The organism is Streptomyces sp. SKN60 (assembly GCF_026236535.1).
In the GTDB taxonomy this organism is placed as follows: domain Bacteria; phylum Actinomycetota; class Actinomycetes; order Streptomycetales; family Streptomycetaceae; genus Streptomyces.
Genome location: NZ_JAHTMW010000005.1, coordinates 300084 through 314295, shown reverse-complemented (window position 1 = coordinate 314295; position 14212 = coordinate 300084). Strand labels below are relative to the sequence as shown.

The 14212-nt window shown below is 68.5% G+C and carries 11 protein-coding genes; 7 read left to right on the top strand and 4 right to left on the bottom strand.

Annotated elements, in window-relative coordinates; genetic code table 11:
* The first annotated feature begins 13 nt into the window (after positions 1–13).
* The 7 genes from KV205_RS11215 (at position 14) to KV205_RS11185 (ending at position 4859) form a co-directional block, all read left to right on the top strand.
* Complete coding sequence (locus tag KV205_RS11215; RefSeq protein ID WP_265864003.1) at positions 14–1144, top strand: hypothetical protein; 1131 nt, start codon at positions 14–16, stop codon at positions 1142–1144.
* Between the two features lie 12 nt (positions 1145–1156).
* Complete coding sequence (locus KV205_RS11210; protein WP_265864002.1) at positions 1157–2308, top strand: hypothetical protein; 1152 nt, start codon at positions 1157–1159, stop codon at positions 2306–2308.
* Positions 2308–2886: a hypothetical protein gene (locus KV205_RS11205; RefSeq protein ID WP_265864001.1), complete on the top strand. Its 579-nt coding sequence runs from the start codon at positions 2308–2310 to the stop codon at positions 2884–2886. The genes KV205_RS11210 and KV205_RS11205 overlap by 1 nt, the downstream gene beginning before the upstream one ends.
* A gap of 38 nt (positions 2887–2924) precedes the next feature.
* Complete coding sequence (locus KV205_RS11200) at positions 2925–3329, top strand: ATP-binding protein (RefSeq protein ID WP_265864000.1); 405 nt, start codon at positions 2925–2927, stop codon at positions 3327–3329.
* A gap of 101 nt (positions 3330–3430) precedes the next feature.
* Positions 3431–4342: a peptidoglycan-binding protein gene (locus tag KV205_RS11195; RefSeq protein ID WP_265863999.1), complete on the top strand. Its 912-nt coding sequence runs from the start codon at positions 3431–3433 to the stop codon at positions 4340–4342.
* A 30-nt stretch (positions 4343–4372) separates the two neighbouring features.
* Positions 4373–4609 carry a hypothetical protein gene (locus KV205_RS11190; RefSeq protein ID WP_265863997.1) on the top strand — a complete coding sequence of 79 codons (237 nt, stop codon included), beginning with the start codon at positions 4373–4375 and terminating at the stop codon, positions 4607–4609.
* Entirely contained in the window at positions 4596–4859 is a 264-nt protein-coding gene (locus KV205_RS11185) for a hypothetical protein (RefSeq protein ID WP_265863996.1), read from the top strand. Before KV205_RS11190 ends, KV205_RS11185 begins: the two co-directional genes overlap by 14 nt.
* A gap of 73 nt (positions 4860–4932) precedes the next feature.
* Here KV205_RS11185 and KV205_RS11180 read toward each other — a convergent pair whose 3' ends face one another.
* From KV205_RS11180 to rplJ, 4 genes are all read right to left on the bottom strand, one after another.
* Complete coding sequence (locus KV205_RS11180) at positions 4933–8832, bottom strand: DNA-directed RNA polymerase subunit beta' (RefSeq protein WP_265863995.1); 3900 nt, start codon at positions 8830–8832, stop codon at positions 4933–4935.
* A gap of 108 nt (positions 8833–8940) precedes the next feature.
* Positions 8941–12423: a DNA-directed RNA polymerase subunit beta gene (rpoB, locus tag KV205_RS11175; RefSeq protein WP_265863994.1), complete on the bottom strand. Its 3483-nt coding sequence runs from the start codon at positions 12421–12423 to the stop codon at positions 8941–8943.
* 545 nt (positions 12424–12968) lie between these two features.
* Positions 12969–13352: a 50S ribosomal protein L7/L12 gene (rplL, locus tag KV205_RS11170; RefSeq protein ID WP_265863993.1), complete on the bottom strand. Its 384-nt coding sequence runs from the start codon at positions 13350–13352 to the stop codon at positions 12969–12971.
* Between the two features lie 119 nt (positions 13353–13471).
* On the bottom strand, positions 13472–14002 hold the full coding sequence (rplJ, locus tag KV205_RS11165; RefSeq protein ID WP_265863992.1) for a 50S ribosomal protein L10: 531 nt from the start codon (positions 14000–14002) through the stop codon (positions 13472–13474).
* Between the last annotated feature and the right edge of the window lie 210 nt (positions 14003–14212).

Sequence of the window (14212 nt, the reverse complement as noted above, 5' to 3'; positions counted from 1 at the left end):
GAGAGGAGACACCATGGCCCTGCGCAGCGGCTGGCTCCAGCCCACCGGCCAGACCCGGGCGACCACCCGGCTCACCGCCCTCGGCGCCACCACCCCGGTCGACCCGGTCACCTCCCGCTCCGGCATCCTGCCGGGCTCGCCGAACGGCACGTACCGGGTGAGCGGCTACTCGCTGACCCCGGTCGGTCCGATGACCGCGAACCTGTCCTACGGCCGCGCCGTCGTCCAGGGCCCGGGCGCCCAGGGCGCGTACCCCGTGAGCCTCGACGCGGACCTGCCCCTCACCTTCGCCGACGGAGACGCGTTCAACCCGCGCATCGACCTGGTCCTGCTGCGCGTGTACGACGCGGAGTTCGACGGCCAGACCCGCAGCGAGGCCGCCGTCGAGATCGTCCAGGGGCAGCCGAAGGCCGTGCCCGAGCCGCCGCCGGCGCCGGCCACCTCGCTCGTCCTGTTCCGCGTCCTCGTGCCGGCCGGGACGTCCGCCGGCAGCGGCGGCATCCCGTGGACGACCTCCCTGACCGACCTGCGCACCACGCTCGTCAGCGTCGGCGGCATCCTGCCGGTCTACAACAACGGCTCCGTGCCCGGCTCGTACCCCGGCCAGTACCAGGACGCCAACAACGCGCGCCAGCTCCAGCGCTGGGACGGCACCGCCTGGGTCGCGTACCCCAGGGACGTCGGCGGCATCGCCCCCAGCGGGTCCCTCTCCACCGGCAGCTACACCGGCCAGTACCGGGACAACAACGGGGTCCTCCAGCGCTGGAACGGCACGGCCTGGGCCGACTACCAGCCGCCCGTGAAGGTGGAGAGCACCACCACCGGGGCCACCCCGCTCGCCAACTGGACCATGGTGAGCTTCGAGGCCCGACGCAGCCACGGCATCGCCACCGTCTCGGTCACCCTCACCCGCACCAGCCAGGTCGACGCCAACAGCGCGGGCAACATCAACGACGACCCGATGTGCGTGCTTCCCACCGGCTGGCGCCCGGCGATCTACGTGGAGGCGCCGGCCTGCGACGGCTTCGGGGACGGCGGCGCGTACATCTCGACCGGCGGCCAGGTCACCCTGCGCACCTGGTCCTCGAACGGCTCCCTGGTCCCCGGCCGGAACGTCCGCGTCACCGCCACCTTCGTCCTGTAAGGGAGGGCCGTCATGGCCATCGACACGCCCTACCGGGCGATCTTCTGCGATCTGCTCACCGACCAGACCCTCGACATCCTGCCCCTGCGGGACGTCTCCATCGACGACTACATCGGCAAGGCCGGCTCGCTCTCCGGCACCATCCCGATCCCCAACAAGGAGATCGCCGACCGGGTCAAGAAGGTCCGCGAGGGCCGCACCGCAGTCTATCTGGAGCGCGGCGGCGACCTGTGGTGGGGCGGCATCGTGTGGACCACCACGCTGCAGTCCAGCGGCCGCGGGGTGCTGACCCTCGGCGTCCAGGCCGCGACCTTCGACTCGTACGCGAGCCGGCGCCGCATCCGTACCGACGCCATCTCCTTCACGACCCCGACCGACCAGCTGGACATCGCGCGCCGGCTGTGGGCGGAGCTCGACCTCCAGGACGACCCGTCCGTCCCGCCGGAGGAGGGCAAGGAGCCGCGCCGCCTCGGGATCACCTTCGGCAACGAGAAGTCCCCGCCGGAGACCCCGCTGCGGACCGCCTCCTGGCGCAACGGCGACGAGACCGTCTACCTGGACGCCATCGAGCAGCTCGCCTCGCTGGAGAAGGGCTTCGAGCACCAGATCCTGGTCTACCGCGACCCCAACGACGGGCGGCGGGTCCGGCAGCTCCGGCTCGGCTCACCCAAGATCAACAACGGTGCGGCCGACCTGGTCTTCGACCGGCCCGGCTCGATCCTGTCGTACTCGTTCCCGTACGACGCGACCCGCGGCGGCACCACCGCGCTGGCCCGCGGCGCGTCCACCAACGCCAACGCGGGCACCGAGTCCCGGCCGATCTACCCCGCCAAGCAGCAGCTCGCCACCGACCTGCTCGCGGACGGCTGGCCGCTGCTCGACCTGTCCTCGGACCACAACGAGGTCACCGACACCCTCACCCTCGACTCGCTGGCCTTCCGGGAACTCGACGACGCCCGCGGCACGGTCGTGATCCCGGCGATCAGCATCCACCTCGACGGGATCGTCCCGCCGGCGCTCCTCGGTCGGTTTGCCCGCGTCCGGATCACGGACGAATGGTTCTCCGAGGGCCTCGACACCCGTTACCGCATCATCGGCGTCAAGGTCACTCCCCCGGAGCGCGGCCGACCCGACACCGCCGAGCTCTACCTTGAGGAGGCCTGATGCCCAAGCTGCCCGAGGACATCATCGACCGGCTCAACGACATGGAACGCCGGCTGAAGGCCCTGTCCACCGCGGTCAACACCCGGCCGGCCGTCAACGAGATCCGCCCGCCCGCGCAGAGCGGCAGCGTCACGATCAACCGGCCGCTGTTCCGGATCTTCGACGGCTACAGCCACGAGATCTTCGCCGACGACATCATGACCGGCGGCCTCGCCCGGCCGTGGCTGCAGCTGATGCCGCCGCTGGCGAGCGACCCGGCCAAGTGGCCGTCCACCACCAGCACCGCCTTCACCACCATCGCCCGCTGCTCCAACCCCATCTGGCAGCCGAAGCTGCGGCTCGCCGTCAACACGGCGGCCTCGTCGGGCGCGAGCGGCCAGGTGCGGGTCCTCGTCGACGGCGTCCCGTTCGGTCCCACGGCCACCGCCGGCACCACCTACGACCACACCGGTCTGCTCCCCGGCGACATGAAGACCCGCTTCGGCCAGACGATGACCATCGAGATCCAGGCCGTCGTCACCACCACCAGCGGCACGGTCTACGCCCAGCCGGCCCTCATCCACGGCATGCAGACCTGATCCCCGCTCCGAGCCCAGATCCGTACGAGGAGTACGCCATGAACATCGATCCCACCCAGCCGTGGGGCGTGGCCATCGACTACGCGGGCCGCGCCGTCGTCGCCGAGGACGGCCACACCCTCACCATCCGCGTCCACGACAACAGCCTCGGCTACACCCTGGAGCGCGACCCGGTGACCGGGCAGTACCCGCCGGTGTACGTCACCGCCGAGCTGACCGAGAAGGGCACGGCCGACGTCACGCTGCGCGGCTCCGGCCTCGTCACCGTCCTGGGCGAGGGCGGCCTGCCGGTCGTGCCCGACCCGACCGCCGTGCAGCGCGCGGTGGCCGCCGCGCTCGCCGACTTCGAGACCCGCCGCGTCGCGTACGCCGCGCTGTGCGCCGTCTGGACCCCGGCCCCGCCGGAGCCGACCGAGCCGACGGAGCCGGCCCCCGCGCCGTAAAGCCTCCCCCACCCCGTACGCCCCGCGCCGACGCCGGCCGGGGTTTTTCCATGCCCGGAAACCCGGGAACCCTGCCCGGAATCCCTGCCCGGAGGTCACAGATGGCAGCCCCCCTCTCCGCGGACCGGTTCGTCGCCGCGCTCCGCGCCGAAGGCGTCACCGTCGTCGAGCACGACGGCTGGCGCAACCACAACCGCAACCAGGTCGGCACCTGGGGCCCGGTGGTCGGCGTGATGATCCACCACACCGTCTCCAGCGGCACCGCGAACAGCGTGTCCCTCTGCTACGACGGCTACGCCGGCCTGCCCGGCCCGCTGTGCCACGGCGTCATCGCCAAGGACGGCAGCGTGCACCTGGTCGGCTCCGGCCGCGCCAACCACGCCGGCGGCGGCGACCCGTCCGTGCTGCAGGCCGTGATCAGCGAGACGTACGGGGCGCGGCCGCCGGTGCCGCGCGAGCACCAGGGCAGCGCGGGCGCCGTCGACGGCAACTCCCGCTTCTACGGCTTCGAGTGCGTCAACCTCGGCAACGGCAGCGACCCGTGGCCGGCCGCCCAGCTCGACGCCATCGAGCGGGTGTCGGCGGCGCTCTGCCGCGCCCACGGCTGGGGCGCCAAGTCCGTCATCGGCCACTCCGAGTGGTCCGACTGGAAGAACGACCCGCGCGGCTTCGGCATGCCGGGCATGCGCGACCGGGTCCAGGGCCGTCTCGGCAAGGCCCCGGCGCCCCGCCCGACCGCCCCGGCGAAGCCGGCCAAGCCGCGCTACCAGCCCTTCCCGGGCACCGCCTTCTTCAAGACCACCCCGAGCTCCCCCGTCATCACCGCGATGGGCCGCCGGCTGGTCGCCGAGGGCTGCGCCCGCTACCAGGTCGGCCCCAGCCCCCGCTGGTCCGAGGCCGACCGCCAGTCCTACGCCGCCTGGCAGCGCAAGCTCGGCTTCTCCGGCTCCGACGCCGACGGCTGGCCGGGCGCCGCCTCCTGGAACGCGCTCAAGGTCCCGTACACCGCATAACCCCGCCCCCCCACGCAAGGAGAACCACCCATGTCCGAAGCCGCCAAGCGCACGGTCCGCACCGTGCTGCAGACCGCGGTCGGGATCGCCGTCGTGCTGCCGGCGATCGTCGACGCCGCCGGGCTGCCCGAGACGCTGCCCTGGGTCGCCGGGGCGCTCGCCGTCGCCGGGGCGCTCAGCCGGGTCATGGCCGTGCCCGCCGTACAGAACCTGCTGCCCTCCTGGCTGCGCACCACCCAGGAGGCGGCGGCCGATGACCGAGTCTGATCCGAACGACCCGGTCGCCGTCGCCCTGGAACTGGAGCGGCTGCGCGGCACCCTGGAGGCCGGCTTCGCGCGGGTCGACGGCTCGCTCGCCCTGCTGGTGCAGCGCAGCGACCAGACCGACAAGCAGCTCGCCGACCACGAGGCCCGGCTCGACGCCCTGGAGCGGTCCCGCTGGCCGCTCGCCAGCATCGGCGCCCTCGCCGCGGTGGCGACCGTGGCCGTCGCCGCCTGGGAGCTGACGGCGCGCTGAGCCCCGTACCGGCAGGAACGCCGAAGGGCGGCACCCCTCGCGGGGTGCCGCCCTTCTCTGCGTTTGTCGCTACTTACTGGTTGTACGGACCGTAGTCGTAGTCCTCCAGCGGAACGGCCTGGCCGGAGCCGGTGCCGAACGGCGAGTAGTCGATGTCGTCGTAGCCGACGGCCGAGTACATCGCGGCCTTGGCCTCCTCGGTCGGCTCGACCCGGATGTTGCGGTAGCGGGACAGACCCGTACCGGCCGGGATGAGCTTACCGATGATGACGTTCTCCTTGAGGCCGATGAGGCTGTCGGACTTGGCGTTGATCGCCGCATCCGTCAGGACTCGGGTCGTCTCCTGGAAGGAGGCGGCCGACAGCCAGGACTCCGTCGCCAGCGAGGCCTTGGTGATACCCATCAGCTGCGGACGGCCGGAGGCCGGGTGGCCGCCTTCCTGCACCACACGACGGTTCTCGGTCTCGAACTTCGAGCGCTCGACGAGCTCGCCCGGCAGCAGCTCCGCGTCGCCGGACTCGATGATCGTCACACGGCGCAGCATCTGCCGGATGATGATCTCGATGTGCTTGTCGTGGATCGACACGCCCTGCGAGTTGTAGACCTTCTGGACCTCGCCGACCAGGTGGACCTGGACCGCGCGCTGGCCGAGGATGCGCAGCACGTCGTGCGGGTTGGTGGCACCCACGGTGAGCTTCTGGCCCACCTCGACGTGGTCGCCCTCGCCCACGAGCAGACGGGCACGCTTCGAGATCGGGAACGCCGTCTCGTCGGTGCCGTCGTCCGGGGTGACGACGATCTTCTTGGTCTTCTCGGTCTCCTCGATGCGGACGCGACCGGCCGCCTCGGAGATCGGGGCGACACCCTTGGGCTGACGCGCCTCGAAGAGCTCGACGACACGCGGCAGACCCTGGGTGATGTCGTCACCGGCCACACCACCGGTGTGGAAGGTACGCATCGTCAGCTGGGTACCGGGCTCACCGATGGACTGGGCGGCGATGATGCCGACCGCCTCACCGATGTCGACCAGCTTGCCGGTGGCCAGCGAGCGGCCGTAGCAGAAGGCACAGGTGCCGACGGCGGACTCACAGGTCAGGACCGAACGGGTCTTGACCTCCTCGACGCCCGCCTTGACGAGGGCGTCGATGAGCACGTCACCCAGGTCGACGTTGGCCGGCGCGATGACCTTGCCGTCCACGACGACGTCCTCGGCGAGCATCCGCGCGTACACGGAGGTCTCGACGTCGTCGGCCTTCCGCAGCACGCCGGCCTCGTCCTTGGCCGCGATCCGCAGCTTCAGACCGCGCTCGGTGCCACAGTCCTCCTCGCGGATGATGACGTCCTGCGAGACGTCCACCAGACGACGGGTCAGGTAACCCGAGTCGGCGGTACGCAGGGCGGTGTCGGCGAGACCCTTACGGGCACCGTGGGTCGAGATGAAGTACTCGAGCACGGAGAGGCCCTCACGGAACGAGGCCTTGATCGGACGCGGGATGGTCTCGTTCTTCGCGTTCGACACCAGACCACGCATACCGGCGATCTGCCGCATCTGCATCATGTTTCCTCGGGCACCCGAGTCAACCATCATGAAGATGGGGTTCGTCTTGGGGAAGTTCGCGTTCATCGCCTCGGCGACCTCGTTGGTCGCCTTGGTCCAGATCGCGATGAGCTCCTGCGTGCGCTCTTCCTTGGTGATCAGACCGCGCTCGTACTGCTTCTGGACCTTCTCGTCCTGAGCCTCGTACCCGGCGACGATCTCCTTCTTCGCCTCCGGGACGACGACGTCCGAGATGGCGACGGTGACGCCGGAACGGGTGGCCCAGAAGAAGCCGGCCGCCTTCAGGTTGTCGAGCGTCGCCGCCACGATGACCTTGGGGTAGCGCTCGGCGAGGTCGTTGACGATCTCGGAGAGCTGCTTCTTGCCGACCGAGTAGTCGACGAACGGGTAGTCCTCGGGCAGCAGCTCGTTGAAGAGCGCACGGCCCAGCGTGGTCTTCAGACGGAAGCTGTCACCCTGCTGCCACTCCGGCTCGCCCTCCTCGGCGACCGGGGGAACCCAGCCGCGCGGCGGAACGGTGCCGATCGGGAAGCGGATGTCGATCTGCGACTGCAGCGACAGCTCGCCGGCGTCGAAGGCCATGATCGCCTCGGCCGTGGAGCCGAACGCGCGGCCCTCGCCCTTGACGTTCCGCAGCTCGCCGTCGGTGGTGAGGAAGAACAGACCGAGGACCATGTCCTGGGTCGGCATCGTCACCGGGCGGCCGTCGGCCGGCTTGAGGATGTTGTTCGAGGACAGCATCAGGATGCGGGCCTCGGCCTGCGCCTCCGCGGAGAGCGGCAGGTGGACGGCCATCTGGTCACCGTCGAAGTCCGCGTTGAACGCGGTGCAGACGAGCGGGTGGATCTGGATGGCCTTGCCCTCGACCAGCTGCGGCTCGAAGGCCTGGATGCCGAGGCGGTGCAGCGTGGGCGCACGGTTCAGCAGAACCGGGTGCTCGGCGATGACCTCTTCGAGGACGTCGTACACGACCGTGCGGCCGCGCTCGACCATCCGCTTGGCCGACTTGATGTTCTGCGCGTGGTTCAGGTCGACCAGGCGCTTCATCACGAACGGCTTGAAGAGCTCCAGCGCCATGGCCTTCGGCAGACCGCACTGGTGCAGCTTGAGCTGCGGGCCGACGACGATGACGGAACGCGCCGAGTAGTCGACACGCTTGCCGAGCAGGTTCTGACGGAAACGACCCTGCTTGCCCTTCAGCATGTCGCTGAGGGACTTCAGCGGACGGTTGCCGGGACCCGTCACCGGGCGACCACGACGGCCGTTGTCGAAGAGGGCGTCGACCGCCTCCTGGAGCATCCGCTTCTCGTTGTTCACGATGATCTCGGGGGCACCGAGGTCGAGCAGACGCTTCAGACGGTTGTTGCGGTTGATCACACGGCGGTACAGGTCGTTCAGGTCGGAGGTCGCGAAGCGGCCACCGTCCAGCTGCACCATCGGACGCAGGTCCGGCGGGATGACCGGCACGCAGTCGAGAACCATGCCCTTGGGGCTGTTCGCGGTCTGCAGGAACGCGGAGACGACCTTGAGGCGCTTGAGCGCACGGGTCTTCTTCTGGCCCTTGCCGGTACGGATGATCTCGCGGAGCTTCTCGGCCTCCTCCTCGAGGTCGAAGGACTCCAGGCGCTTCTGCAGCGCCGCGGCACCCATCGAGCCGTCGAAGTACGTGCCGAAGCGGTCACGCAGCTCGCGGTAGAGCAGCTCGTCGCCCTCCAGGTCCTGGACCTTGAGGTTCTTGAAGCGGTTCCACACCTCGTCGAGGCGGTCGATCTCGCGCTGCGCGCGGTCGCGGAGCTGCTTCATCTCGCGCTCGGCGCCCTCGCGCACCTTGCGGCGCACATCGGCCTTGGCGCCCTCGGCCTCGAGCTCGGCCAGGTCGGACTCGAGCTTCTTGGCGCGGTTCTCGAGGTCGGAGTCGCGGCGGTTCTCGATCTGCTGACGCTCCACGGAGACGTGCGCCTCCAGGGAGGGCAGGTCGCGGGTGCGGCGCTCCTCGTCGACGAACGTGATCATGTACGCCGCGAAGTAGATGACCTTCTCCAGGTCCTTCGGGGCGAGGTCGAGCAGGTAGCCAAGGCGCGACGGAACGCCCTTGAAGTACCAGATGTGGGTGACGGGGGCGGCCAGCTCGATGTGGCCCATCCGCTCACGGCGCACCTTGGCGCGGGTGACCTCGACGCCACACCGCTCACAGATGATGCCCTTGAAGCGGACACGCTTGTACTTGCCGCAGTAGCACTCCCAGTCCCGGGTCGGACCGAAGATCTTCTCGCAGAAGAGTCCGTCCTTCTCGGGCTTCAGGGTGCGGTAGTTGATGGTCTCCGGCTTCTTGACCTCGCCGTGGCTCCACTGGCGGATGTCGTCAGCGGTGGCCAGACCGATCCGGAGCTCGTCGAAGAAGTTGACGTCGAGCACTATGCGTCAATCCCTCTCAGGGTTGTTAAGGCTGTGGGTCTGATTCGGGGGTCCTGGGGCCGGCCGGGGGCTCAGTGGTTCGCACCGAGCCCCCGTACCGGACTCCCGTCAGACCTCTTCGACGCTGCTCGGCTCGCGCCGGGACAGGTCGATGCCGAGCTCCTCCGCTGCGCGGAAGACGTCCTCGTCGGTGTCGCGCATCTCGATGGACATGCCGTCCGAGGACAGCACCTCCACGTTGAGGCACAGGGACTGCATCTCCTTGATGAGCACCTTGAAGGACTCGGGGATGCCGGGCTCAGGGATGTTCTCGCCCTTGACGATGGCCTCGTAGACCTTCACGCGGCCGGTCACGTCGTCGGACTTGATCGTCAGCAGCTCCTGGAGGGCGTACGCGGCGCCGTAAGCCTCCAGCGCCCACACCTCCATCTCACCGAAGCGCTGGCCACCGAACTGGGCCTTACCACCCAGCGGCTGCTGGGTGATCATCGAGTACGGGCCGGTCGACCGGGCGTGCAGCTTGTCGTCGACCAGGTGGTGGAGCTTGAGGATGTACATGTACCCGACGGAGATCGGGTCCGGGAACGGCTCGCCGGAGCGGCCGTCGAACAGGCGCGCCTTGCCGGACGGGAGCACCATGCGCTCGCCGTCGCGGTTCGGGATGGTGTGCTGCAGCAGACCCGCGAGCTCGTCCTCACGCGCACCGTCGAACACCGGGGTGGCGACGTTGGTGCCGGCGGCGACCTGGTCGGCACCGATGGCCTGCAGGCGCTGCGCCCACTCGTCGGCGAGGCCGGAGACGTCCCAGCCGCGGCTGGCGAGCCAGCCGAGGTGGATCTCCAGGACCTGTCCCGGGTTCATTCGGGACGGGACGCCGAGCGGGTTGAGGATGATGTCGACCGGGGTGCCGTCCTCGAGGAAGGGCATGTCCTCGATCGGGAGGATCTTGGAGATGACACCCTTGTTGCCGTGACGGCCGGCGAGCTTGTCACCGTCGGTGATCTTGCGCTTCTGGGCGACGTAGACGCGGACCAGCTGGTTCACGCCCGGGGGAAGCTCGTCGCCCTCCTCGCGGTCGAAGACGCGGACACCGATGATCTTGCCGGTCTCGCCGTGCGGCACCTTCAGGGAGGTGTCGCGGACCTCGCGCGCCTTCTCACCGAAGATCGCACGGAGCAGGCGCTCCTCCGGGGTCAGCTCGGTCTCGCCCTTCGGGGTGACCTTGCCGACCAGGATGTCGCCCGCCGTGACCTCGGCACCGATGCGGATGATGCCGCGCTCGTCGAGGTCGGCCAGGACCTCCTCGGAGACGTTCGGGATGTCCCGGGTGATCTCCTCGGGGCCGAGCTTGGTGTCACGGGCGTCGACCTCGTGCTCCTCGATGTGGATCGAGGAGAGGACGTCGTCCTGCACGAGGCGCTGCGACAGGATGATCGCGTCCTCGTAGTTGTGGCCCTCCCACGGCATGAACGCCACGAGCAGGTTCTTGCCGAGCGCCATCTCACCGTTCTCGGTGGCGGGGCCGTCGGCGAGGACCTGGCCCTCGATGACGCGGTCGCCCTCGTCCACGACGACCTTCTGGTTCACAGAGGTGCCCTGGTTGGAGCGGGAGAACTTGTGCAGGCGGTACGTGATGTACGTGCCGTCGTCGTTGGCCACGGTGATGTAGTCCGCGGACAGCTCCTGGACGACACCGTCCTTCTCGGCCTTGAGCACGTCGCCGGCGTCGGTGGCGCAGCGGTACTCCATGCCGGTGCCGACGAGCGGGGCCTCCGACTTAATCAGCGGAACGGCCTGACGCATCATGTTCGCGCCCATGAGGGCACGGTTGGCGTCGTCGTGCTCGAGGAAGGGGATCATGGCGGTCGCGACCGACACCATCTGGCGCGGCGAGACGTCCATGTAGTCGACCTCGGACGGCTGGACGTAGTCGACCTCGCCGCCACGCTTACGGACCAGGACGCGGGGCTCGGTGAAGCGGAGCTCCTCGTTCAGGGTCGCGTTCGCCTGGGCGATGACGAACCGGTCCTCCTCGTCGGCGGTGACGTAGTCGACCTCGTCGGTGACCTGGCCGTCGACGACCTTGCGGTACGGCGTCTCGATGAAGCCGAAGGGGTTGATCCGGCCGTACGAGGCGAGCGAACCGATCAGACCGATGTTCGGGCCTTCGGGGGTCTCGATCGGGCACATGCGTCCGTAGTGGGACGGGTGCACGTCTCGGACCTCGAAGCCGGCCCGCTCACGGGACAGACCACCCGGGCCGAGCGCGGACAGACGACGCTTGTGCGTCAGCCCGGACAGCGGGTTGTTCTGGTCCATGAACTGCGACAGCTGGCTGGTGCCGAAGAACTCCTTGATGGAGGCGACGACCGGCCGGATGTTGATCAGGGTCTGCGGCGTGATCGCCTCGACGTCCTGGGTGGTCATGCGCTCGCGGACGACGCGCTCCATACGAGCCAGACCCGTGCGGACCTGGTTCTGGATGAGCTCGCCGACGTTGCGCAGACGCCGGTTGCCGAAGTGGTCGATGTCGTCGGGCTCGACGACGATCGAGTTGCCGTTGGCGCCGACCGTCTCGGTCTCGCCGGCGTGCAGCTGCACCAGGTACTTGATGGTCGCGATGATGTCGTCGGTGGTGAGGACACCCGCGTCCAGCGGCTCGTCGGCGCCGAGCTTCTTGTTGACCTTGTAGCGGCCGACCTTCGCGAGGTCGTAGCGCTTCGGGTTGAAGTACAGGTTCTCGAGCAGCGTCTGGGCGGCCTCGCGCGTCGGCGGCTCGCCCGGACGGAGCTTGCGGTAGATGTCGAGCAGCGCGTCGTCCTGGCCCTGGGTGTGGTCCTTCTCCAGGGTGGCGCGCATGGACTCGTACTCGCCGAACTCCTGCAGGATCTGCTCGGTGCTCCAGCCGAGGGCCTTCAGGAGGACGGTCACGGACTGCTTGCGCTTGCGGTCGATACGCACGCCGACCATGTCGCGCTTGTCGATCTCCATCTCCAGCCAGGCACCCCGGGACGGGATGATCTTGGCGGAGAAGATGTCCTTGTCGGACGTCTTGTCGATGGAGGAGTCGAAGTAGACACCGGGAGAACGCACGAGCTGCGACACGACGACACGCTCGGTGCCGTTGATGACGAAGGTGCCCTTGTTGGTCATGAGCGGGAAGTCGCCCATGAAGACCGTCTGGGACTTGATCTCGCCGGTCTCGTTGTTCGTGAACTCGGCGGTCACGAAGAGCGGGGCGCCGTACGTGAAGTCACGGTCCTTGCACTCGTCGATCGAGTTCTTCGGCGGCTCGAAGCGGTGGTCGCGGAAGGTCAGCGACATCGACCCGGAGAAGTCCTCGATCGGGGAGATCTCCTCGAAGATCTCCTCCAGACCGGACTTCGTGGGGACGTCGTAGCCCGACTCGAGGGCGGCCTCGACGCGAGCCTTCCACGCGGCGTTGCCGAGCAGCCAGTCGAAGCTCTCGGTCTGGAGCGCGAGGAGGTTCGGAACCTCGAGGGGCTCCTTGATCTTTGCAAAGGAGATGCGCAGCGGGGCGGTGCTGGCACCGGTGTTCATATTGGTCGAGGCGTTGCGCGAGGCGGCCAAGAGGGGGTCCTTCCGAGGGCTCGGACTCACTGCGCGCGTACCGGTCCCTAGCGGAGCTCCTTGGAAGACGATTACCCGATTGGTCAAAAGACCAGGTCAGAGTGGGTCGACCAGCGAAGCGGTTGCGAGGGTATGCCCCTGGTGACGGGCAGGGGACAGCTAACAGGCAGCGCAAAGGGTCAGTGTAGCCACTTGGCCCACTGATGTCCAGGGCGAGTTCTTCGCGACCCTCGTTGCTCTCAACTCCGCGATGCCTCGCGCCGTCCGGCGCACCTCGATACTGCCCGTTCGGTCGTCGATCCATGCCTCGGAATCGGATCGATGTGACGACGCGTCCTGAGAATTGCGCGGTCCGTGCTGTTCGTCAAGGCCCCTGCCTCTGACCGGCGCACGGCGAAGATCACCTTACTCCGCTTCCGCAGGCCCGTACGACCGCCGCCACGCCGTCTCAGGGAACGCCGAAGGGCGACCACCCAGATGGATGATCGCCCTTCACGCTGCGAGCGTTACACGCTCAACAAACGAGTCGCTGACGCGACGAGGTGTTACTTGACCTCGACAGCGGCACCGGCGCCCTTGAGGGCCTCGGCGGCCTTGTCAGCGGCCTCCTTGTTGACCTTCTCGAGGACCGGCTTCGGGGTGCCGTCGACGAGGTCCTTGGCCTCCTTCAGACCCAGGGAGGTCAGCTCACGCACGACCTTGATGACCTGGATCTTCTTGTCGCCGGCGCCGGTGAGGATGACGTCGAACTCGTCCTTCTCCTCGGCAACCTCGGCGGCCGGGCCACCCGCGACCGGGCCGGCAACGGCGACGGCCGCGGCGGCGGTGACGTCGAACTTCTCCTCGAAGGCCTTCACGAACTCGGAGAGCTCGATGAGGGTCATGCCTTCGAACTGCTCGAGGAGCTCGTCCTGGGTGAGCTTCGCCATGATGGGCGATCCTTCCACTAATTCGGCAGGTGCCGGATGTTCATGTGAGGCGGGCGTACTGTCGGCCCGCTGTGACCCGTTCCGCCCGTATGGCGGTACGGATCAATGCGCGAGCCGAATTACTCGGCACCGCCCTGCTCGGCCTGCTTGGCGCGCAGCGCGTCCACGGTGCGGACGAGCTTCGACGGCAGAGCCTGGAAGAGCTGAGCAGCCTGAGACTGCTTGCCCTTGAAGGCGCCGGCCAGCTTGCTGAGCAGAACCTCGCGGGACTCGAGGTCCGCAAGCTTCTTGATGTCGTCGGCGGAGAGAGCCTTACCGTCAAGGACACCAGCCTTGATGATGAGGTTCGGGTTCTCCTTGGCGAAGTCACGCAGAGCCTTCGCCGACTCCACCGGGTCACCGGTGACGAAGGCGACCGCCGTCGGACCAGCGAAGTGGTCGTCGAGCGCGGTGATCCCAGCCTGGTTGGCCGCAATCTTGGTCAGCGTGTTCTTCACCACGGCGTACTGGGCGTTCTCACCGAGCGAACGACGCAGCGTCTTGAGCTGCGCCACGGTGAGACCCCGGTACTCGGTCAGCACGGCGGCGGTGGAGCTCTGGAACGCGTCCGCGAGCTCGGCCACCGATGCAGCCTTGTTGGGCGTCGGCATAGTGCGTCAGCCTCCTTCCGGGTGATGAGGACCGCTCAGAAGGGGCTGAACAAACGAAAACGCCCCGGGCGCAGGCGCACGGGGCTCAGCTCGACCGAACCGGAGTGAACCGGACCGGGAACTCTTCCACTGTCACCTGCGCGGGTCGCTCGCATCTCTCAGCGAATCCTTCGGCCACCGCACCCTTGCAGGCACAGTGACGACCAGCGG